22 protein-coding genes and 1 pseudogene are annotated in these 22,057 nt (G+C 40.7%); 2 read left to right on the plus strand and 21 right to left on the minus strand.

Features of this window, described 5'->3' with window-relative positions; all coding sequences use genetic code 11:
* Positions 1-2 precede the first annotated feature (2 nt).
* A complete protein-coding gene (gene yycF, locus KTHG_RS19120; RefSeq protein ID WP_126989948.1) occupies positions 3-713 on the minus strand; it encodes a response regulator YycF in 711 nt (236 codons plus the stop codon).
* Positions 714-1,007: 294 nt separating this feature from the next.
* Between yycF and KTHG_RS19125 the strand changes: the two genes are divergently transcribed.
* A complete protein-coding gene (locus KTHG_RS19125) occupies positions 1,008-1,832 on the plus strand; it encodes a YitT family protein (protein WP_370362827.1) in 825 nt (274 codons plus the stop codon).
* Positions 1,833-2,045: 213 nt separating this feature from the next.
* Here the strand turns inward: KTHG_RS19125 and KTHG_RS19130 are convergent, their stop codons facing one another.
* The 8 genes from KTHG_RS19130 to rpsF all read right to left on the minus strand — a co-directional run bounded on the left by KTHG_RS19130 (position 2,046) and on the right by rpsF (position 9,608).
* Positions 2,046-3,335 carry an adenylosuccinate synthase gene (locus KTHG_RS19130; protein ID WP_126989946.1) on the minus strand — a complete coding sequence of 430 codons (1,290 nt, stop codon included), beginning with the start codon at positions 3,333-3,335 and terminating at the stop codon, positions 2,046-2,048.
* Positions 3,336-3,483: 148 nt separating this feature from the next.
* A complete protein-coding gene (gene dnaB / locus KTHG_RS19135; protein ID WP_126989945.1) occupies positions 3,484-4,836 on the minus strand; it encodes a replicative DNA helicase in 1,353 nt (450 codons plus the stop codon).
* Between the two features lie 15 nt (positions 4,837-4,851).
* Positions 4,852-5,301 (minus strand): 50S ribosomal protein L9, encoded by a 450-nt coding sequence (gene rplI, locus KTHG_RS19140; protein ID WP_139995941.1) that lies wholly within the window; start codon positions 5,299-5,301, stop codon positions 4,852-4,854.
* Entirely contained in the window at positions 5,301-7,274 is a 1,974-nt protein-coding gene (locus KTHG_RS19145; protein ID WP_126989943.1) for a DHH family phosphoesterase, read from the minus strand. Before KTHG_RS19145 ends, rplI begins: the two co-directional genes overlap by 1 nt.
* Before the next feature lie 11 nt (positions 7,275-7,285).
* On the minus strand, positions 7,286-8,239 hold the full coding sequence (locus tag KTHG_RS19150; RefSeq protein WP_139995943.1) for a YybS family protein: 954 nt from the start codon (positions 8,237-8,239) through the stop codon (positions 7,286-7,288).
* A 201-nt stretch (positions 8,240-8,440) separates the two neighbouring features.
* A complete protein-coding gene (gene rpsR, locus KTHG_RS19155; RefSeq protein WP_126989941.1) occupies positions 8,441-8,677 on the minus strand; it encodes a 30S ribosomal protein S18 in 237 nt (78 codons plus the stop codon).
* Between the two features lie 24 nt (positions 8,678-8,701).
* On the minus strand, positions 8,702-9,280 hold the full coding sequence (locus KTHG_RS19160; protein ID WP_126989940.1) for a single-stranded DNA-binding protein: 579 nt from the start codon (positions 9,278-9,280) through the stop codon (positions 8,702-8,704).
* Positions 9,281-9,317: 37 nt separating this feature from the next.
* The gene (gene rpsF / locus KTHG_RS19165; RefSeq protein ID WP_126989939.1) at positions 9,318-9,608 is read right to left on the minus strand and encodes a 30S ribosomal protein S6; all 291 of its coding nucleotides are present in this window, start codon (positions 9,606-9,608) and stop codon (positions 9,318-9,320) included.
* 174 nt (positions 9,609-9,782) lie between these two features.
* On the opposite strand from rpsF, the gene KTHG_RS19170 reads away from it, so the two are divergent.
* Complete coding sequence (locus tag KTHG_RS19170) at positions 9,783-10,367, plus strand: DUF3267 domain-containing protein (protein ID WP_139995945.1); 585 nt, start codon at positions 9,783-9,785, stop codon at positions 10,365-10,367.
* An 18-nt stretch (positions 10,368-10,385) separates the two neighbouring features.
* Here the strand turns inward: KTHG_RS19170 and ychF are convergent, their stop codons facing one another.
* From ychF to rpmH, 12 genes and pseudogenes are all read right to left on the minus strand, one after another.
* Positions 10,386-11,486, minus strand: coding sequence for a redox-regulated ATPase YchF (gene ychF, locus KTHG_RS19175; protein ID WP_126989937.1), 1,101 nt, complete (start codon positions 11,484-11,486; stop codon positions 10,386-10,388).
* A 75-nt stretch (positions 11,487-11,561) separates the two neighbouring features.
* Complete coding sequence (locus KTHG_RS19180) at positions 11,562-11,762, minus strand: DUF951 domain-containing protein (RefSeq protein ID WP_126989936.1); 201 nt, start codon at positions 11,760-11,762, stop codon at positions 11,562-11,564.
* Complete coding sequence (locus KTHG_RS19185) at positions 11,762-12,670, minus strand: mechanosensitive ion channel family protein (protein WP_139995947.1); 909 nt, start codon at positions 12,668-12,670, stop codon at positions 11,762-11,764. Before KTHG_RS19185 ends, KTHG_RS19180 begins: the two co-directional genes overlap by 1 nt.
* Positions 12,671-12,787: 117 nt before the next feature.
* Complete coding sequence (locus KTHG_RS19190; RefSeq protein ID WP_126989934.1) at positions 12,788-13,510, minus strand: DUF554 domain-containing protein; 723 nt, start codon at positions 13,508-13,510, stop codon at positions 12,788-12,790.
* Between the two features lie 3 nt (positions 13,511-13,513).
* On the minus strand, positions 13,514-14,350 hold the full coding sequence (locus KTHG_RS19195) for a ParB/RepB/Spo0J family partition protein (protein ID WP_139995949.1): 837 nt from the start codon (positions 14,348-14,350) through the stop codon (positions 13,514-13,516).
* A gap of 721 nt (positions 14,351-15,071) precedes the next feature.
* On the minus strand, positions 15,072-15,914 hold the full coding sequence (gene noc / locus KTHG_RS19200) for a nucleoid occlusion protein (RefSeq protein ID WP_139995951.1): 843 nt from the start codon (positions 15,912-15,914) through the stop codon (positions 15,072-15,074).
* 166 nt (positions 15,915-16,080) lie between these two features.
* The gene (rsmG, locus tag KTHG_RS19205) at positions 16,081-16,797 is read right to left on the minus strand and encodes a 16S rRNA (guanine(527)-N(7))-methyltransferase RsmG (RefSeq protein WP_126989931.1); all 717 of its coding nucleotides are present in this window, start codon (positions 16,795-16,797) and stop codon (positions 16,081-16,083) included.
* Between the two features lie 55 nt (positions 16,798-16,852).
* Positions 16,853-18,733 carry a tRNA uridine-5-carboxymethylaminomethyl(34) synthesis enzyme MnmG gene (mnmG, locus tag KTHG_RS19210; RefSeq protein ID WP_126989930.1) on the minus strand — a complete coding sequence of 627 codons (1,881 nt, stop codon included), beginning with the start codon at positions 18,731-18,733 and terminating at the stop codon, positions 16,853-16,855.
* A 33-nt stretch (positions 18,734-18,766) separates the two neighbouring features.
* Positions 18,767-20,152 (minus strand): tRNA uridine-5-carboxymethylaminomethyl(34) synthesis GTPase MnmE, encoded by a 1,386-nt coding sequence (mnmE, locus tag KTHG_RS19215; protein ID WP_126989929.1) that lies wholly within the window; start codon positions 20,150-20,152, stop codon positions 18,767-18,769.
* Between the two features lie 179 nt (positions 20,153-20,331).
* The gene (gene jag, locus KTHG_RS19220) at positions 20,332-21,183 is read right to left on the minus strand and encodes an RNA-binding cell elongation regulator Jag/EloR (RefSeq protein ID WP_126989928.1); all 852 of its coding nucleotides are present in this window, start codon (positions 21,181-21,183) and stop codon (positions 20,332-20,334) included.
* A 69-nt stretch (positions 21,184-21,252) separates the two neighbouring features.
* The gene (rnpA, locus tag KTHG_RS19225; RefSeq protein ID WP_139995953.1) at positions 21,253-21,633 is read right to left on the minus strand and encodes a ribonuclease P protein component; all 381 of its coding nucleotides are present in this window, start codon (positions 21,631-21,633) and stop codon (positions 21,253-21,255) included.
* Between the two features lie 166 nt (positions 21,634-21,799).
* Positions 21,800-21,933: pseudogene (gene rpmH, locus KTHG_RS19230) on the minus strand (50S ribosomal protein L34).
* Positions 21,934-22,057: the final 124 nt, after the last annotated feature.

Below are 22,057 nucleotides of genomic sequence, written 5' to 3' on the forward strand. Positions count from 1 at the left end.
TCCTACTCCTGTTCAGGGTTTCTTAAATAGTAACCGACACCACGACGTGTCACAATCCATGCAGGATGACTTGGGTTGTCCTCGATTTTTTCACGTAGACGACGAATCGTTACGTCGACTGTACGGACATCACCGAAGTAATCATAGCCCCACACAGTTTGTAGTAAATGCTCACGTGTCATCACTTGACCGATATGACGCGCTAAGTAATGCAGTAATTCAAATTCACGGTGTGTTAATTCAATTGTTTGGTCGCGTTTTAGCACTAAGTAGGCATCTGGTTGAATGGTTAATGAACCAACAACAATGTCATTGTTTTCTTCAACTTCTTCCTCTGGCTGCGCCACGGCTTGGTGACGACGCATATTGGCTTTTACACGCGCGATTAATTCACGTGTACTAAATGGTTTTGTGACATAGTCATCTGCACCTAATTCAAGGCCTAATACTTTATCGATTTCTGAATCCTTCGCTGTTAGCATAATGATTGGAATATCGTATTTTTTACGTACTTCACGACATACTTCCATCCCATCGCGCTTTGGTAGCATAATATCTAACAGCATTAAATCCGGTTGAACTTCCTCTACCTTCTCGAGTGCTTCCTCACCATCATATGCACAAACTACTTTGTAGCCCTCTTTAATTAAGTTAAACTGCAGAATATCTGCAATCGGTTTTTCATCATCTACAACTAAAATTGTTTTTTCCAAACTGTTTCTTCCTTTCGAAATATAATCTATATCAATATATTTTTGACGTTATTTACTAGGGATATCTAAAGATTCCCATTCCCTTATTTTAACGTATCATAAAAGAACTAGCTAGTTTACTGATTTTACACACTTGTAACGAACTTGAAAAATAACCTTCCAATTAAAGACAAACATGACAATTTTATAATAAAATAAAGACAGGTAGTTATTAAAGATGAGGAGGTACTTATGGACAATCCGCTTAAGCATGCGCAGCCTCTCTCGAAACCCGTACCAAAGTCTCGAGTCTTCATGCGCATTATCATGGTCATTATCGGTGCCATTATTATGGCACTTGGCCTCGAACAATTTCTCGTACCGAATAAAATTTTAGATGGTGGTATTGTCGGCATTTCAATCATTGCCTCACATCTTTTTGGCATTCCATTAGGCGTCTTTATTTTTATTTTGAATATTCCTTTTTTCTTTATTGGCTACAAGCAAATCGGTAAAACATTCGCATTATCGACAGCACTCGGTATTACGGTGCTATCGATTGCGACAATCATGCTGCACCCTGTTGCGGCCTTTACAGATGACCTGCTGCTTAGTACCGTCTTTGGTGGCGTCATTCTCGGTACAGGTGTCGGTATCGTCATTCGCTACGGCGGCTCACTCGACGGTACAGAGATTATGGCGATTTTATTCAACCGAAAGTTGCCTTTTTCTGTTGGAGAAATCATTATGTTCTTTAATATTCTCATTTTCATCGTCGCCGGCTTTGTCTTTAATTGGGAGCAAACGATGTATTCAATGCTCGCTTATTTTATCGCCTATAAGACGATTGATATTGTTATTGAAGGGCTTGAAGAGTCCAAGGCGATTTACATTATTAGCGACGAATACGAGGAAATCGGCTCTGCTATTATGAATCGTCTAGGACGTGGTGTAACGTTTTTAAATGGTGCTGGTGGCTATACGGGAGACCCGAAAAATGTCATCTTCACCGTTGTCACACGTCTTGAGGAGTCAAAGCTCATCTCGATTGTTGAAGAGAAGGATCCGACTGCCTTCCTTGCAATTGGCAATATCGCCGAAGTGCGCGGCGGTCGCTTTAAAAAGAAAAACATTCACTAAAATGCAAGAGGCCAGGGATTACTCCTGACCTCTTTTTTGATGAAATAAAAAGACACCCGCCTTTGCCGAGCGGATGCCTTTTCTGCAATTATTTTGTACGTTATTGAAACGCTTCACTATCTAAAAGATAGGGAGCAATAGTACCGTATTTCATTTCTTACTTCTATTATCGATGATAGAGGAAAATTTAAACAATTGCAATGCTTAAATGGATTAGTTATCCCAAACGTCTACTAATACATTTGTTTGGTCACGGTCTGGACCTACAGAGAAAGTCGCAATGCTAATACCAGTTAATTCGCTTACACGTTTCACATAGTTTTGTGCGTTTTCTGGAAGGTCTTCTAGACGGCGTACGCCTGTGATATCCTCTTCCCAACCAGGAAGTTCTTCGTAGATTGGTTTACAATCTTCGATGATGTGGTTGTTTGCAGGATATTCAGTGATGCGTTCACCATTGTAATCATATGCTACACAGATTTTAACTGTATCTAAACCTGTTAATACGTCAATTGAGTTAAGTGCTAAGTCTGTAATACCAGATACACGACGAGAGTGACGTACGACTACTGAGTCAAACCAACCTACACGACGTGGACGGCCCGTAGTTGTACCGTATTCACGGCCTACTTCACGGATTTGGTGACCTACTTCGTCAAATAATTCAGTAGGGAATGGACCATCACCTACACGAGAAGTGTACGCTTTTGAAACGCCGATTACGCGTGTTACAGCAGAAGGTCCGATACCAGTACCAGTTGTAACACCACCCGCTACAGGGTTAGAAGATGTTACGTATGGGTACGTACCATGGTCAACGTCTAATAATACGCCTTGAGCGCCTTCAAATAATACTTTGCCTTCTGAATCGATTACGTCGTTTAATACTTTAGAAGTATCCGTTACGTATTTCGCGATTTGTTGGCCATATTCGTAGAACTGTTCGAACATATCATCGAAGTTTAAAGGTTCTACTTCGTAGAATTTCGTGAATAGACGGTTTTTCATTTCTAGGTTAGAGCGAAGTTTTTGTTCAAATACTTCTTTATCTAAAAGATCAGCTACACGGATACCCATACGTTGTACTTTGTCTGTGTAACATGGTCCGATACCTTTACAAGTCGTACCAATTTTAGCGTCGCCGCGTGATTCTTCATCCACTTTATCTTGGTACACGTGGTAAGGAAGAATTACGTGAGCACGGTTAGAGATACGTAAGTTAGAAGTATCGATACCGCGGTCTTGAAGACCAGTCAATTCTTTAACTAAAGATTGTGGGTTGATAACCATACCGTTACCCATTACTGACGTTTTGTCGCTATAGAAAATACCTGATGGAATCAAGTGTAATTTATACGTTTCGCCTTCGAATTGAATTGTGTGTCCTGCGTTGTCGCCACCTGAGTAACGGGCAATCGCGTCTGCTTGTTTAGATAGGAAATCAGTAATTTTACCTTTACCTTCGTCTCCCCATTGTGTTCCTACTACTACAACTGATGTCATTTAATCAGCACCTCCGTCAGGCAAATTATGTATGCCCTGATTCAAACAGACTTATTGTATCAACCAAATCGATAATAGTCAACCAAAAATGCGAAAAAACACGAACGTGATGCCAAGGTCAGACATCATTGTTCGTGTTTTGAGAAAATTAATAGCTTGACGGTGGCATCTGTTGAGACCAATCCACACTGACAAACTTATTATATTCTTTTTTAAATGCCAGTTTTACCGTATCGGTTGGACCGTTACGTTGTTTTGCTACAATAATTTCAATTGTATTAGCATCTTCAGTTTCTTTATCATAGTAGTCTTCACGATATAGGAAGGCTACGATATCGGCATCTTGCTCGATCGAACCTGATTCACGTAAATCACTCATCATCGGGCGCTTGTCTTGACGTTGCTCAACACCACGAGATAACTGAGATAGCGCGATTACAGGAACTTCTAATTCACGGGCAAGCCCTTTTAATGAACGTGAAATATCCGATACTTCTTGTTGACGGTTTTGACCGGCTTTTCCGGGTCCTTGAATCAATTGAAGATAATCAATCAAAATCATGCCAAGGCCATGCTCTTGTTTCAGACGACGACATTTTGCTCGTATATCATTTATACGAATGCCAGCCGCATCATCAATGTAAATGCCCGCACGCGATAGTGCACCCATCGCAAGCGTCAATTTACCCCAGTCTTCTGTCGTTAGTGCACCCGTACGCAGCACCTGTGCATCAATATTTCCTTCTGCACAAAGCATACGCATAACAAGTTGTTCTGCACCCATCTCTAGTGAGAAGATGGCGACATTTTCATCGGTTTTTGTACCAACCGCCTGTGCTACATTTAGCGCAAACGCCGTTTTACCTACCGATGGACGTGCCGCAACGATAATTAAATCGCCACGCTGAAATCCTGCCGTTAACTTATCTAAATCTCGGAAGCCTGTTGGAATCCCTGTGATATCTCCTTGGCGGTTTTGAAGTTGCTCCACATGGTCATACGTTTCTACAAGAACACCCTTGATGTGCTTGAAGTCAGACGAGTTTTTACGGCTCGCCACTTCCATGATTTGCTTCTCCGCTTCGCCTAAAAGCTCAGTGACTTCATCCTCACGCGTATAGCCATCTTCAACGATTTTTGTAGCGGTACGAATTAAGCGACGTAGTACCGATTTTTCCGCAACAATGCTTGCGTAAAACGCGACGTTTGCTGCAGTTGGTACCGCACTCGCAATTTCCGTAATGTACATGATACCACCGACATCATCCAGCATATTTTTGTTCGATAGCTCTTCTGCTACCGTCACTGTATCAATCGCTGTACGTTGGTCGTTCAATGTGAGCATCGTTTCAAAGATGAGCTTATGTGCAGCATTATAGAAATCCTCTGGCACCAATACCTCCGATGCAGTCACAAGTGCTTGTGGCTCTAAGAAAATAGCACCGATAACAGATTGCTCCGCCTCCTCATTGTGAGGCATGACGCGGTCCATTTCGTTCATACGCGTCTCCCTTTCTTACGCTTCTTCTGCAACATGTACTTTAAGAACAGCCGTTACTTCATGGTGTAATTTTACGTTCACTTTCGTTACACCTAATGTACGGATAGCATCTTTTAAATCCATTTTACGTTTATCGATTTTGATGCCGTGATCTTTTTGCAGTTGTTCAGCAATTTGTTTTGATGTAATTGAACCGAATAAGCGACCATCTTTCCCTGGTTTCGCTGTTAATTCAATTGTTAATTTTTCTAATGTTTCTTTTAATTGTTTTGCATCTTCAAGCTCTTGTGCAGCGTTTTCTTCAGCGCGTTTATTGTTAGCGCGTAATTTCGCCATTTCAGCACTTGTTGCTTCAACTGCTTTTTTTTGTTTTAGTAAAACGTTACGTGCGTATCCATCCGATACTTCTTTCACTTCACCTTTTTTACCTTTACCTTTTACGTCTTCTAAGAAAATAACTTTCATTATTCCGAGCTCCCTTCTATTACATGATCGATTGCTGTTTTTAAGCGTGTCATTGCCTCTTCAATTGTATCCGCTTCAAGCTGACTTGCGGCGTTCGTTAAATGCCCACCGCCGCCAAGCTCTTCCATTACGAGTTGTACATTAATATCCCCTAATGAACGTGCAGAAATACCGATACGGCCATCTGCACGATGCGCGACAACAAAGGATGCGGAAATGCCTTGCATCGACAATAAAATATCCGCTGTTTGTGCAATCAATACTGAGTTATATACTTTTGTCCCTTGCCCACGAGCAATAGCAATCGTCTTGTGATAAATCTCTGCCGTTTCGACAATTTTTGAACGCATAATATACGTATCCATATCTTCCTTCAGTAAGTTCTGCACGAGCACAGTATCTGCGCCGTTTGTACGAAGGTAAGATGCAGCCTCAAATGTACGCGCCCCTGTACGAAGCGTAAAGCTTTTCGTATCAACGATGATTCCCGCAAGAAGAGATGTTGCTTCCAACATAGTTAGTTTATCATTTTTTGGCTGATATTCGAGTAATTCGGTCACAAGTTCCGCTGTTGATGAAGCATATGGCTCCATATAAACAAGCATCGGTCTATTAACGAACTCCTCACCACGTCGGTGATGGTCGATAACGACGACTTTATCGGTACGCTCTAATAAGCGCTCATCAATCGTCATCGACGGCTTATGCGTATCGACAATGACTAATAATGATTTCTCCGTCATACGCTCCATCGCCTGCTCTGGCGTTAAGAATTTATCGAATAAATCCGATTTTTCCTTAATGACACGCATCAGACGTGTTGTACTGTTGTCGATATTATCAAAATCAATGACCACATAGCCGTTTATATTATTCATATCGGCCATTTTACGCACACCAATGGCCGCACCAATCGCGTCCATATCCGGCATTTTATGTCCCATAACAAACACTTGGTCACTATCTTGGATTAAATCACGTAGCGCATGGGAAATGACACGTGCACGCACACGCGTACGTTTTTCAACCGGGTTTGTTTTCCCGCCGTAAAATTTCACCTTACCATCAGGCTGCTTAATCGCCACCTGGTCCCCACCTCGCCCAAGTACTAAATCAAGACTCGACTGCGCAAGCTCACCAAGCTCTGATAGAGAGGGCGAACCCGCACCGATACCAATACTTAGCGTTAGTGGTAGACTTTGCTGCGCTGTTTCTTCGCGAATGTCATCCAAAATCGCAAATTTCTTTTTCTCAAGCTGTTGTAAAATCGACTCATTCATAATCGCAATAAAGCGATCTGTGGAAATACGTTTAATGTAAATATCATGTGCATTTCCCCAGCGATTCACAAGCGATGTCACAAGCGCATTCGTTTGACTCTTATGCTGATCGTCCATATTTTCAGTAATATCATCGTAGTTATCAATAAATAAAATCCCGATAACCGTCCGATCATCATAATACAGTTCTTCAATTTCAACTTGCTCTGTAATATCAAAGAAGTATAAGAGCTTTTCATTGCGTTTATAAAGTGTTTGATACTGACGATTTTTAATTGTAACCGTCGTTTCATTTAAATCCGCATGCTTTACAAGTGCCTGTAGTTCCTCAGAAATCTCTAGTAAATCGATTCCTACAAGTGTATCTACCTGCATGACACGCTTCATAAATGGGTTTGCCCATTCCACCTGGAAATTATCATTTATTAATAACACCCCAAGTGGCATTTCTAATAATGCCTCTTCCCCGACTTCCTTTAGTCTGTAGGATAAGAGTTCGATATGCTTCTCTGTTTGCTCATATGCTTCACTTTCAGCTTTAAATGCAATCGCTAGTACGACAATAATAACGACTCCATAAATGGCACCTATTATCGGGAATTTCATGACGATAACAACGATGCTAATGACCGCAAGCAATGACAAGATGATGAGCGGATATCGAACCGGCCTTTTTCTAAATAGAGTATCCAAAAAATCAACTCCTATTTCTTTGTCTCACCAGTGATAAATCCACGAACATTAAATCCTAAATCCACTAAGCCAATTAGTGAAACAAACTGTAAAAACGGCAGCGCAATAATTGTTGCGATCACTACCACACCTTTTGGCATTCCCTTTTCCAAAATGAAAAAGTGAATCAGTGACAAGCCTTGTAGTGCCAATAGCATTGTCAAAATAGAGGATAAGTTTAAAATTGCCACATAAAGATATGTACCCTCTTCTGGTCTTACAAACAACGAAATAATAAGAACGATGAAGTAATACCAAAGAATCGAACGTGGTAACTGCATATAACGAAACGGTTTAAATTTTGGCACCTCTAGTTTTAAACGTTTTAACAGCGGCAAATTCACTGCAAGAATAATAAATGCGATGCCAAGGACCGCAAATACGAGTAGAGAAGGTACTAAATACGTAGCTGTCTTCTCCATTAACTCAAGCTGTTTTTCAAAGCTTGCCAACTGGTCAGCAGGCACATTCGACGCCTCCATCATTTTACGTGATGTATCAAATGATTGCATCGAGAGGTCGAGTGTTTGCTGGATAATATTAATATTTAAGATTTTTACAAAAGCAAAATAAACGATGGCGAATGTTGCAAGAATCGCGCCACTGGTTGCTAAAAAGATAGTCGCCTTGTTTTTCTTTAGACGAAGCATCGTCCCAAGCACGAGGCCAATCACAGCATACATAAAGGCTACTGGTAGCGCTAAAAAGCCGCCTCCAACGATAAATGACAACATAATCCCAGCAATTGTTACAGCAACTGATGAGCTCATATTATACTTTGCGCTATACCAAGCAATTGGTAATGGTAGCGCCCAAGTAATCAATATCGATGTAAGCGGAATATATGTAGATACCGCAAGAAGCACCGTAAAAATAGCGACCATCATCGCGCCATGTGTAAGGCGACGCGTACGATTTTCTGGCATGTTGTACCTTCCTTTTTTAAGAGAAACTTTTAATATTTCATCTTCCCATTGTACCATGTTTCATAGTACCTAACAAAAAAACGACAGAGGTCATTGGTCCCTAAAATCGTACGATAGGAAGTAAAATTACACCTTATTTCTTTAAAAAAGAGCATAAGAAAAGAGACCAAGCGAATGCCTAGTCTCTCTAAGAACAGTGTCTTATTTTTCTTCAGCTACGAATGGAAGTAAAGCCATTACACGTGCAGTTTTGATAGCTAGAGTTAATTTACGTTGGTATTTAGCGCTAGTACCAGTTACGCGACGTGGTAAGATTTTGCCTCGTTCTGAGATGAATTTTTTTAATAAATCAACATCTTTATAATCGATGTGTTTGATGTTATTAGATGTGAAATAACAAACTTTACGGCGTTTGCGGCCTCCTCGACGTGGTGCCATGTTCAATTTCCCTCCTTCTTAAAATTAGAATGGAAGATCGTCTTCAGACACATCAACTTTTTTGTTGTCAGTTGGTGTTGCAAAAGGATCCTCATTCATGTTTGTGTAGTTTTGATTAGTTGGCTGATTCTGTTGATAAGATGGTTGTTGATAACCGCCTTGTTGAGAATTACCGAACTGGTTGCCACCAAATTGGTTTTGATTGCCGCCATTATAAGGCTGTTGTTGGTATCCACCTTGTTGTTGGAAACCACCTTGACCTTGTTGATAATTGCTGTTAGCGTTTTTCGGTTCTAGGAACTGAACGTTATCAGCGATCACCTCTGTCGTGTAGACACGTTTACCGTCTTGGCCTTCATAGCTACCTGTTTGGATACGTCCTTGAACGCCCGCTAAGCTTCCTTTGTGCAGGAATTGTGCACAGTTTTCCGCTTGTTTGCGCCAAACAACGATGCTAATGAAGTCCGCTTGTTTTTCACCATTTTGGCTAGAAAAAGGACGGTTTACAGCAAGTGTGAAACGAGCTACAGCAACACCAGATTGTGTCTGGCGAAGTTCAGGGTCTTTTGTTAAGCGACCGACTAATACGACATTGTTAATCATCAGAATACAACCTCCTTACTTTATATATTATAACTGATTATTTTTCTTCTTCGCGTACAGCGATGTGACGGATGATGTCTTCGCTGATGTTAGCTAGACGAGTGTATTCGTTGATAGCTTCAGTTGGAGCATTAACTTTCATGATTTGGTAGAAACCTTCACGGAAGTCATTGATTTCGTAAGCAAGACGACGTTTGCCCCAATCTTTAGATTCAACTAATTCAGCACCGTTAGAAGTTAAGATTTCGTTGAAACGTTCAACTAGAGCTTTTTTAGCTTCTTCTTCGATGTTTGGACGAATGATGTACATTAATTCGTATTTGCGCATTTGTATTTGCACCTCCTCATGGTCTTTGGCCTACCTACCGTAGATAGGCAAGGAGAGTTAGTAACGTGTACTACTCACATCTTTAAATACTACCATATTCGACTTTTGTTCGCAACGATTATTATTCGCTATTTTATGAACGTTTTGCAATACTAAAGGTTAGGAGGTGGGGTCATGCGAGAACCAGTAAAATTCGCTGTTATCGAGCTAGATATGCACGAAGTAGGCAAGCAAAATTTATGGGTCACAATCGGTGCATCGGTCATTTTAGTTGGCATCTATGTCTACTTTTTTGGTTTTACCAATCATTTTGAATCATGGCGCTTTTTAGTCGATCTTTTATTATTTGCTGGACTCTATATGCTCTTAATTGTGCTCCATGAGATCTGCCATCTCATCGGCTTTGTACTCTTTGGACGTGTGCCCTTATCATCGCTTAAATACGGCGTTAATTTAAAAATGGGCATTGCCTATGCCACAACGACGGAGTTACTTCCAAACGCTGTGATGCGAAAGGCGCTGTTACTCCCATTTTGGCTAACGGGGGTCGTACCCGTCATTTTAGGCTTCTGGCTTCAAAGTCAGATGCTCGTGCTAGCAGGTGCTTGGCTAATCGCTGGCGCAGTGGGTGACTTTGCGATGTATGCCGGACTGTTAAAATATCCGAAAAACTGCCTTGTAAAAGATGATGAGAAATTTCCACGGCTCCATCTATATACACTTCATCCAGTCGAAAAAAAAGAGGACACCGCCAGCTAAGGCCGTGTCCTTTTTTGATTAAACGTTAAATAAGAATTCCATTACGTCGCCATCTTGTACAACGTATTCTTTCCCTTCAAGACGAAGGCGACCCGCTTCTTTTGCGGCTGGTTTTGAACCGTAAGCAACTAGGTCCTCAAATGAAATCGTTTCGGCACGGATGAACCCGCGTTCGAAATCAGAGTGGATAACGCCGGCACATTGTGGTGCTTTCATGCCTTTACGGAATGTCCATGCGCGTACTTCTTGTACACCTGCAGTGAAGTAAGTAGCTAAACCAAGTAGGCTGTATGCCGCTTTGATTAATTTATCTAAACCTGATTCTTCGATACCAAGCTCTTCTAAGAACATTGCTTTTTCATCGTCATCTAATTGCGCGATTTCTTCTTCAATCTTCGCACAAACAACGATTACTTCAGCGCCTTCTTTTGCAGCGTAGTCACGTACTTGTTGCACGTACTTATTGTTGTCAGCGTCTGCTACTTCATCTTCTGCAACATTTGCTACGTATAATGCTGGTTTTAGCGTTAATAGACTTAAGCCTTTGATGATTTTTTTCTCTTCATCACTTAGGTCAACTGAGCGAGCTGGCATTTCGTTTGCGAATGCTTCTTTTACTTTTTCAAGCACAGCTGCTTCTTCCATTGACTCTTTATCTTTTTGTTTCGCTAATTTACTTACTTTCGCATAGCGTTTGTCAACTGATTCTAAATCGGCAAGAATTAATTCTAAGTTGATTACTTCGATGTCGCTAAGTGGGTCTACTTTACCTGCAACATGTGTGATGTTTTCATCTTCGAAGCAACGTACAACTTGTGTAATCGCATCTACTTCACGAATATGAGATAAGAATTTATTCCCTAAACCTTCACCTTGGCTAGCACCTTGTACAATACCAGCGATGTCAGTGAATTCAAATGAAGTTGCCACTGTTTTCTTTGGTTCTACTAATTCAGTTAATTTATCTAAACGAGCATCTGGCACTTCTACGATTCCTACGTTTGGGTCGATTGTTGCAAACGGATAGTTCGCTGCAAGCGCGCCTGCTTTTGTAATTGCGTTAAATAATGTTGATTTCCCTACGTTAGGTAAACCTACGATACCGGCTGTTAAAGCCATGTTCATCCACAACCTTTCAAATTGTTCCTACGTGTTTAACCTGTCTATTATAATTTTTCAGCACGTAAAAGTCTATTATTGTTCTGGTGCCTCAATAAGCACTTTTTTTAATTTCTTCTCAAACTCGCGACGAGGAATCAGCACACTATGCTGGCAACCTGTACATTTAATGCGGATATCTGCACCTAAGCGAATAATTTTCCATGCATTTGTGCCACATGGATGTTGCTTTTTCATTTCGACGACATCATTTAACTTATACGTTTTCGCTTCCACTACTCTTCGCCCTCCTCTGAAATCGGTGTTGCTTCACGCTCATAAACCATCATTTTCGGATACGGAATGTCAATACCATTTGCATCAAACATCTCCTTCACATCGCGGCGAATCATACGTGAGATACCAAAATGCTGCATCGGCAATGTTTCAACAGAAATTCGTAAAACCACTTCTGCGCCAACGACACTTTGCACACCTAGAAGTGTCGGTTCTCCAACGATATTTTCATCCTTTTGAGGTAATGTACGTAAATAATCTATAATGAGCTCCTCAGCTTTATTAATGTCTGAGCTATACGCCACACTGACATCGATAATTGCTGTTGAGTTATTAATCGAATAGTTGATAACTTCAGTAATTGAACCGTTTGGCACAATATTAATTTCGCCACCCGCTCCTTTAATTTTCGTCGTACGCAGACCAATTTCAAGTACGGTTCCTTCAATATTCGTTAAACGAATATAATCTCCTACACCAAATTGATCCTCGAAAATAATAAAAAATCCTGTAATGACATCTTTCACTAAGCTTTGCGCACCAAAACCGATTGCTAAACCAACAACCCCAGCACCGGCAATTAAACCGGTGATGTTAATGCCAACAACCGATAAACAGGCCACGCCTGCGATAAAGTACACGACATACCCAACAATACTCTTCAATAGACGAAGTACCGTTCGATAACGACGATCTGCATTATACGTTTTATAGCCGCCAACTTGTAGCTTGTCAGTTAGACTCACACGCATCGTAAACGTTTTTGTAATCGCAGCGCGTGCAATACGGACGATAATCATCGCACCAAGAATAATGCTAATAATTTTCAACGAGTTTACGCCAAGTGTAATCCACATTTTTTCATCGATGATATAATTCATCACCGTATCATATGCATTCTGTAACATAAGTCGTCTCCTCTTCTTCATATTGAAAACAGCCATCTACGAAACGTAAATAGCTGTTTTGTCTATCATTCATTATAGTCAAAATACGTCGCAATTTCGATTGATTTTATGCGGAATTTAGAGAACGTACATAATTGCGACAATAATTGCCACAACTGGAATCGCCGGCAACGTATTCGCTACGCGTATTTTCGTTAAGCCAAGCATATTCAATCCAATGGCCGCAATCATAATCCCACCTGTCGCTGTTAATTGCTTTAAAAATAAATCAAGTGCCTCCTGCGGAATAAATGCACTAATGAAGCCTGCAAAAATCGCAATAAGCCCTTCATATAGCACAGTTGGTATTGCCGCTATCAACACACCAACACCCATTGTTGACGCTAATATCATCGCTGTAAAACCATCGATGATTCCCTTTGTAATTAATACTGAATGGTCGTTACGTAAACCACCATCAAGCGCTCCAATAATACTCATCGAACCAATAACAAAAATCAAGGTTCCTGTCACAAAGCCCTGCGCAAGACTTCCTTTATTCGCCTCTTTATTTGATAGCTTACCACCATCGAGCTTGCCTTCCATCCATTGACCAAGTCGGTTCAGCATTCCATCAATGTCAATTAACTCGCCGATAATGGTCCCAAACACGAGACTTACCATGACAATAATAAAATTATCGCTCTGAATCCCCATTTGCACACCAAGCACAACAATTGCTAGTGCAATGACAAGCATGACCGTCTCTTTGACGCGATCTGGAATATTTTGCAGCAGACGACCAATAAACCCTCCAAGTAAAATGAGTGCGCCATTAATTAATGAACCTAGTAAAATCACTCTCTATTCCCCGCGTTCTTTTAATAAATTGATAATACGCTCCAAATCTTCGTCTGAGAAAAAGTCGATTTCAATTTTCCCTTTATTTTTTGATGACTTAATCGATACGCTTGTACCTAGATAATCGCGCAGTTCTGTCGCCGCCTCGTCCAAGTACAAGTTTTTAACCGATTTCTTTTTAGTTACACGTGAAACATCTTTATTTAGCGCATGTACATAACTCTCTAGCTGACGGACATTCATCTGCTGGTCGACAACTTTTTTCGCCACAATCGGAATAATATTTTTTCGCTTAATACCGATTAATGCGCGACCATGCCCCATCGACAATTCGCCGCGATCTACCATCTTTTGAATATCCTCTGGTAGCGTTAATAGGCGCACATGATTAGCAATGTATGAACGACTCTTACCGAGTCTCTCTGCAAGTACTTCCTGCGTCATATTTAGCGCATCCATCAGCTTACGATACGATTCCGCCTCTTCAATCGGCGTCAAATCTTCACGCTGTAAATTTTCAAGCGTCGCAAGCTCCATCATTTCGCGGTCATCGTAGTTACGCACAACCGCTGGAATTTCAGGAATCAAAGCTTTTTTCGTTGCACGAAAGCGTCGTTCCCCTGCAACAATCTCATAGAAGTTACCGGTTTTTCGTAAGATAATCGGCTGCAAAATCCCGTGCTCTTTAATCGATTGTGATAATTCTTCAAGCGCCTCCTCATTAAAAATACGACGAGGCTGAAACGGATTTGGTCGGATTTTTCGCACCGCTATATTTTCCACAATATCGCCATCTGCTACATCAATAAATGTCTCCTCCACAATGATTCCCCCTTTCATGCATTTCCTTTAGTGTAACAGATATCCTAAAATTTCTTATTTCAGAACATAAAAAATGTCACGAAATCGTTTATCAGAAATAGCCCCTCACCTTAGAAAGCGTGTTTTGACTACAACATAGTTTAAAATAAGTGCCAAAGCAAGCCATTTCACTTACGAAAAAAGGACAGATTAATAAGTATCCCGCAAAAGTCTGTCAATGAAAATTTTTATTCACTATTTTTCCTCATATCGTTACTATTTTTAATTATAAAATATGTCCTCAACTACCCCAAAATAAGTGAAAAATCGCCCTTTCGGCTTCTCCGAGGGGTGTTTTTTGCACAAATAGTTTGTACAATCGCGCTGCACTGTCATTTATTCAGTTTTTATAAAAAGCGACAAATACAAACTCCGATTTGATGTTACAAAGGCAAAAAGGTTCCCGAAATAACGCAAAACGGGTTCAAAATCGGCCCGTATGGGGTGTTTTTTGCCCGTTTTTATTCATCATCTGTACAAAGTTATCGTAACTATCACCACAGAATTAATAAATATATTTGAAAAAGGGCGTTCTGGCAAAATAATCACTAGATTTACAGCCCTATATACATAGCTCTGACGCATATCCAAAAATATGTCGTATCTAAAACCCGCTTCCTGAGGTTATCGTGAATGCAGGAGAAAAATGCGCAAAAAAAATAGCGATGACAAAACCATTTCTGGCATCATCGCTACGTTGTTATTTTGATTTCTTTTTCGCGATGCGTACCGTTACTTGGAAGTAATCATCGTTCTCTTCTTCCTGCGTATCAATCGCAATGCCGTTATCATGAATAACCGACACCGATTCACGAATCGTATTAAGCGCGATGCGTACGTCTTTATTAACGATACGACGCACACGCTTTTTCTTCGGCTTTTTATCTGCTTTAGTCAGTTGTTCAATACGTTGCTCCAACTGACGCACATTATAATCTTTTTCTAATGTTTCATTGAAAAGTAGTAGACGCTGCGCTTCATCTTTCAACGGAATAAGGGCGCGTGCATGACGCTCAGAAATTTGGCGATTTAAAATCGCGTCTTGGATTTCCTGCGGCAACTTCAACAGGCGCAGTTTATTCGCAATCGTTGATTGACCTTTTCCTAGTTTTTCTGCAAGCGCACCTTGTGTCAGCTCATGCATTTCAAGTAATGATTGATATGCATGGGCCTCCTCAATCGCCGTCAATTCTTCGCGCTGTAAGTTTTCAATCAACGCAATCGATGCCGTTTCACGTTCGCTCATTTCACGAATAATTGCAGGTGCCTCTGTCCAATTTAAGGATTGCATCGCACGATAACGACGCTCTCCTGCGATAATTTCAAAAATCCCGTCCTCTACCTCACGCACAACAATCGGCTGAATCACGCCATGGGACTCAATTGTTTGCGCAAGCTCTGCTAATTTGCCACTATCAAAAATCGTTCGCGGTTGATAGCGATTCGGTTGAATTTTATCCATTGGAAGCTGTACTACTGATTCATGATTTTTAGTTGGCGTCTGGTCGCTACTACCAAAAAATCGTGAAAAAGCACTTCTCATTTACGAGCACCACCTTTTTCGATATTTGCTACTTACCATTATAGTGAATTTCCCTCAAAAATACATGACTAAGTGTGGAAAAAAGAAAGTCCGACTCCCATTTGCTCGTTTTCATGACGTAACACACAAAAAAAGAATCGTACCATTGTACGATTCTTTTTAAGGCTTATTGAATAGGTGATTTATTCGGTACACCCGGTTTACGAGGGTACTTTTTCGGTGTTGCTTTCACTTTATTAAACGTGAAAATCACACGATCACTTTCTTCTACTGGTAATAAGAAATGATGCTCTTCATCAAGTTTTACACCAAGTGTTGTTAATGCTTTTTTCGCATCCTTCACTTCATCTTCGCCACTAGCAGCTTTCATTGCGACAAATTGGCCGCCTTCTTTGACAAGTGGTACACAAAGCTCTGATAGCACAGACATACGCGCAACGGCACGTGCTGTCACTAAGTCAAATTGCTCGCGATATTGTGGATTACGACCGAAATCTTCAGCGCGTGAATGCACAAAATTCACATGAGATAAGCCTAGCTCTTTGCTTAGGTGATTGAGGAACTGGATACGTTTATTTAATGAATCCACAATCGTGATGTGAAGATGTGGGAAACAAATTTTAATTGGGATACTTGGGAAGCCAGCGCCAGCGCCAACGTCACAAAGAGTCGTTACTTTTGCGAAATCAACGTAGAATGCTGCGCTGATTGAATCATAAAAGTGTTTTAAATAAACCGATTCTAAATCAGTGATAGCAGTTAGATTCATTTTTTCGTTCCATTCTACTAATGTTTCGAAATATGTTTTAAACTGCTGAAGTTGTTCTGTGGATAACTCAATGCCTTTTTCTTTTAATGCATCGAAAAATTGCTGTTCGTTCATCGTTTTCTCCTTTTATCCACAAAATAATCCACAGGCTGTGGATTATTTTGGTTGATTAATGAATTTTCGCGATTTTACCTTGTTCAATATACACAAGTAAAATTGAAATATCGGCAGGGTTTACACCTGAAATACGAGATGCTTGTGCAACCGATAATGGGCGAACTTCTTTTAATTTTTCTTTTGCTTCTGAAGCAATACCGCTGATGGCATCGTAGTCAATGTTTTCTGGAATACGTTTTGTTTCCATTTTTTTCATTTTCTCTACTTGTTGCATTGCTTTTTCGATATAGCCTTCATATTTCACTTGAATTTCAACTTGTTCAGTTACTTCTTCATCAAGCTCTGGTGCATCTGTTACTTCTGCAACGAAGCTATAATCAAGCTCAGGACGTTTTAATAAATCCGTACCGTGAATACCATCTTTTAATGGGCTACTACCTAGTGCTGTCAGTTGTTCGTTTACAAGACGTGGTTTAATACCAAACTCGCGTAAACGTTTTATTTCGGCATCTACTAGCGCTTTTTTCGCTTCAAATTTTTCGAAGCGCTCTGCTGATACAAGACCCGCTTTATACGCTTTTTCAGTTAGACGCATATCCGCATTATCATGACGTAATAATAGGCGGTACTCGGCGCGAGAAGTTAGTAGGCGGTAAGGTTCATTTGTTCCTTTTGTCACAAGGTCATCGATTAATACACCGATGTATGCTTCTGAACGGTTTAAAATGATTTCCTCTTTACCTAGGGCGCGAGCTGCTGCGTTGATACCAGCCATCATCCCTTGACCAGCCGCTTCTTCATAACCTGAAGTACCATTAATTTGTCCAGCTGTGTATAAGTTTTGGATACGTTTTGTTTCAAGTGTTGGCCATAATTGAGTCGGTACAATCGCATCGTACTCGATTGCGTAACCAGCACGCATCATTTCTGCTTTTTCTAAGCCAGGAATTGATTCAAGCATTTTACGTTGTACGTGCTCTGGTAGGCTTGTTGATAACCCTTGTACATAAACTTCTTCCGTATTACGACCTTCTGGTTCTAGGAATAGTTGGTGACGAGGTTTGTCAGCAAAACGAACGATTTTTGTTTCAATTGATGGGCAATAACGAGGACCTGTACCTACAATCACACCTGTATACATTGGTGATTGATCTAGGTTATCGTTAATGATTTTATGTGTTTCTTCGCTAGTATAAGTTAACCAGCAAGGGATTTGGTCTGTAATGAATTCAGTTGTTTCAAAGCTGAATGCACGTGGTTCTGGATCCCCTGGTTGAATTTCTGTTTTTGAGTAATCAATCGTTTTACTATTGACGCGAGGTGGTGTACCTGTTTTAAAGCGTACTAAGTCAAAGCCTAATTCTTTTAAGTTGTCGGCTAATTTGATTGATGGTTGTTGGTTGTTTGGACCTGAAGAATATTTTAAATCCCCAATAATGATTTCACCACGTAGGAATGTACCCGTTGTAATCACGACGGTTTTCGCACGGTAAATGTCACCTGTTTGCGTAATGACACCGACTACTTTTCCATCTTCAACCATTAACTCCTCAACCATACCTTGGCGGATCATTAAATCATCTTGTTGTTCAAGTAGCTGTTTCATTGCGTGTTGGTATTGGAATTTATCTGCTTGCGCACGTAATGCACGCACAGCAGGGCCTTTACCAGTGTTTAGCATACGCATTTGAATGTGCGTTTTATCGATGATTTTACCCATCGCTCCGCCCATCGCATCGATTTCACGTACGACAATCCCTTTTGCAGGACCCCCGACAGATGGATTACATGGCATAAAGGCGATCATATCTAAATTAATTGTTAGCATTAATGTTTTTGCGCCCATACGTGCTGAAGCGTATGCAGATTCTACACCTGCGTGACCAGCACCGACAACGATAACATCAAACGTTCCTGCTTCATGAGTTTGCATGACTCATATACTTCCTCTCTATTTTCGAATTTATTATTTACCTAAACAGAATTGAGAGAACAGCTGATTGATTAATTCATCTTGTACTGTTTCCCCAATAATTTCACCGAGAATTTCCCAAGAGCGTGTTAAATCCATTTGAATCATATCCACAGGAACACCTGCTTCAGCAGCATCGATGGCATCGCGAATGCGGTCCTTCGCTTGGTGAAGTAGGGCGATGTGGCGCGCATTTGACACATAAGTTGGGTCTTCCGCTTCCACTTGACCAGAGAAGAATAGACGCGCGATGGCTTCCTCGAGTTGCTCGATGCCCTCGTCTTGTAAAATCGACGTCGTAATTACTTCATGACCGGCCGCGAGTTCTTTAATACGGTCTAAATCAATATTTTGTTCAAGGTCTGTTTTATTCACGACGACGATATAGTTCATATCTTGTACCGTTTCAAACAAGCGCTCATCCTCTGGAGATAGCACTTCATTATAGTTCATTAACAATAAAGTTAAATCGGCATCGCGCAGTGCTTCACGCGAACGCTCTACACCGATTCGTTCAACGATATCTTCCGTTTCACGAATACCAGCCGTATCGACAAGACGAAGTGGTACGCCGCGAACATTGACGTATTCCTCAATAATATCACGAGTTGTCCCCGCAACATCTGTCACGATTGCTTTATTTTCTTGCACTAAATTATTTAAAAGGGATGATTTACCGACATTTGGACGGCCTAAAATGACCGTTGATAAACCTTCACGTAAAATTTTACCTTGTGAAGATGTATTTAAAAGTTTCGTAATTTCCGATTCTACCCAACCGCAGTTTTCAAGCATTAACGGAATCGTCACTTCTTCGACGTCGTCATACTCTGGGTAGTCGATATTTACCTCAACTTGAGCTAAAACTTCTAAAATCTTTTGGCGGAGTGATTTCACTAAGCGTGATAATTTACCGTCCATTTGACCAAGTGCGACATTCATCGCGCGGTCTGTTTTTGCACGAATTAAATCCATTACAGCTTCTGCTTGAGAAAGGTCAATACGGCCATTTAAAAAGGCACGTTTCGTAAATTCTCCTGGATCTGCCATGCGCGCACCATTACGAAGGACTAACTGTAGTACGCGATTAACTGTTACAAGCCCACCGTGACAGTTAATTTCGACAACATCTTCACGCGTAAATGTTTTAGGACCCTTCATTAATGACAACATCACTTCCTCGACGATTTCTCCTGTGTCGACTTCCTTTAAATGGCCATAATGAATTGTATGCGACGCTTGGTCCACTAATTTTTTGCCACTTGGTGAATGAAAGATTTTATCGGCAATTGCAACTGCCTCATCACCACTTAAGCGTACGATAGCAATCGCACCTTCACCCATAGGGGTTGAAATCGCAGCAATTGTATCAAACTCCATAAAAGATTCCCTCCTAAATAGTTATCCACATGTGAATAAGTAATTTCCTAACTGTTGATTCTAACATATTCTACGCTCACGTTATAGCGAGCTGTTTGAAGGAAAAATTTTCCTCCATACAATAATAAAAGCCCTTCTCAAAAATATGAGAAGGACTCTTTCACAATCCTTATTAAACGTTATAAAACTGGTTCGATCACTAAGTGACGGCGATTATTTTCGCCTTCTGAAAATGTATCAACGTCCAAACGTTTTGACAACGCATGATGGACGACTTTTCGCTCCGCCGATGGCATAGGTTCAAGCACGACTGCCTTGCGCGTACGCACTGCTTTATCCGCCATATTATTCGCAAAATCAACAAGTGATTCTTCGCGGCGATTACGATAATTTTCCACATCCAATTCTACCATAAGAAAATGATTTGTGTGTTTATAAATGACTAATTGCGTTAATTGTTGTAAAGAATTTAATGTTTGTCCACGCTTGCCAATTAATAGAGCTGCTTTTTCGCTTTTCAAATTAATTAACAACAGTTTGCCTTTTTTTTCTTCCACATCCATCGTCAAATCATCGATGCCCATACCAGCAGCTACTGTGTATAAGTACTCTTGTACTGCAGCAATTGTTTTAGAATTATCGCGGCGCTTTGGCGTTTTTTCGATAATTTCTGGCGCTGGTTGTGAGTTATCCACCGAGTTATCCACTGGTTGTGGAAAACTTTCAGACTTTTCTGAAGTGTTATCCACATTATCCACTGAGTTATCCACTGTATCCACAATATCTGTGGATATGTCGGCCTGGTTATCCACACTCTCCACAACATCCTGTGGTTTGTCCACAGTTGGGGTAGGGGATAACTCTTTTTCAGTGACAAGTACACGCGCTTTTTTCGCGCCAAGTCCTAAAAAACCTTTTTTCGGTTGTTGCAGGATTGAGATATCCACCTGTGCATAACTTAAATTTAATTCTTTAAGCGCCAAGTCGATTGCCTCATCCACAGTCTTGCCGATTTGAGTTGCTTGTTTCATGTTAAAGCCCCCCTAAATTCCAGGTCATCATCCAGTTATCCACAAAGTTATCCACTTTGTGGGAAAATCTTAATTTATTTTAGCATGGTTTACGTGTTTTGCTCTACCCGTTCTTTTTAAAACTTTCGCAACTTTTAATACATGTTCCAGACTTTTCTTTGTTTCGAAAAAGTCCATAGTGGCCGCCGGTTTTCTGGCGATAATGACATAATCCATTGACTGGGCCAATTCTTGATCCAGTTCATGGAACGCTTGACGGATATGGCGTTTGATTTGGTTACGCACTACGGCATTGCCTAGCTTTTTATTCACTGACAGCCCGATGCGAAATTCTGTTTGCTGTGGCTTTTCCAAACAGTAAACAACAAATTGACGGTTAGCGAACGATTTCCCTTTTTTAAACACCTTTTGGAAATCGCCGTTTTTCTTCACTCTGCGTTCTTTTTTCATTCTTGCACCTGCTTTATCCTCTATTGTATATAGAAGAAATTTGTCGTAATAGTACGGAAAGACGTTCCCATTCAGACCACTGGGAACGCCTTTCATCTTCTTCCTCTTTTTAACTTGTTCGATCAAGCTCTTTAAAGAAAAAAGACCACTGAATTGGTCAGTGGACTTATGCTGATAAAACTTTACGGCCTTTACGACGGCGAGCTGCTAATACGCGGCGACCGTTTTTAGTAGACATACGTGCGCGGAATCCGTGCACTTTGCTGTGTTTACGTTTTTTGGTTGGTATGTGCGTTTCATTATATACACCTCCTACTACATGAAAGTCTATTAAAAAAAATTCATTACAGACAGTCCTTGCTATTATAGTGGTTTCTCCTATCTATTGTCAAGTTTGTTTATTAAAATGTTTCTGAAAATAGGG

Origin of the sequence: Kurthia sp. Dielmo, assembly GCF_000307285.2 — a bacterium.
Taxonomy (GTDB): Bacteria; Bacillota; Bacilli; order Bacillales_A; family Planococcaceae; genus Kurthia; species Kurthia populi.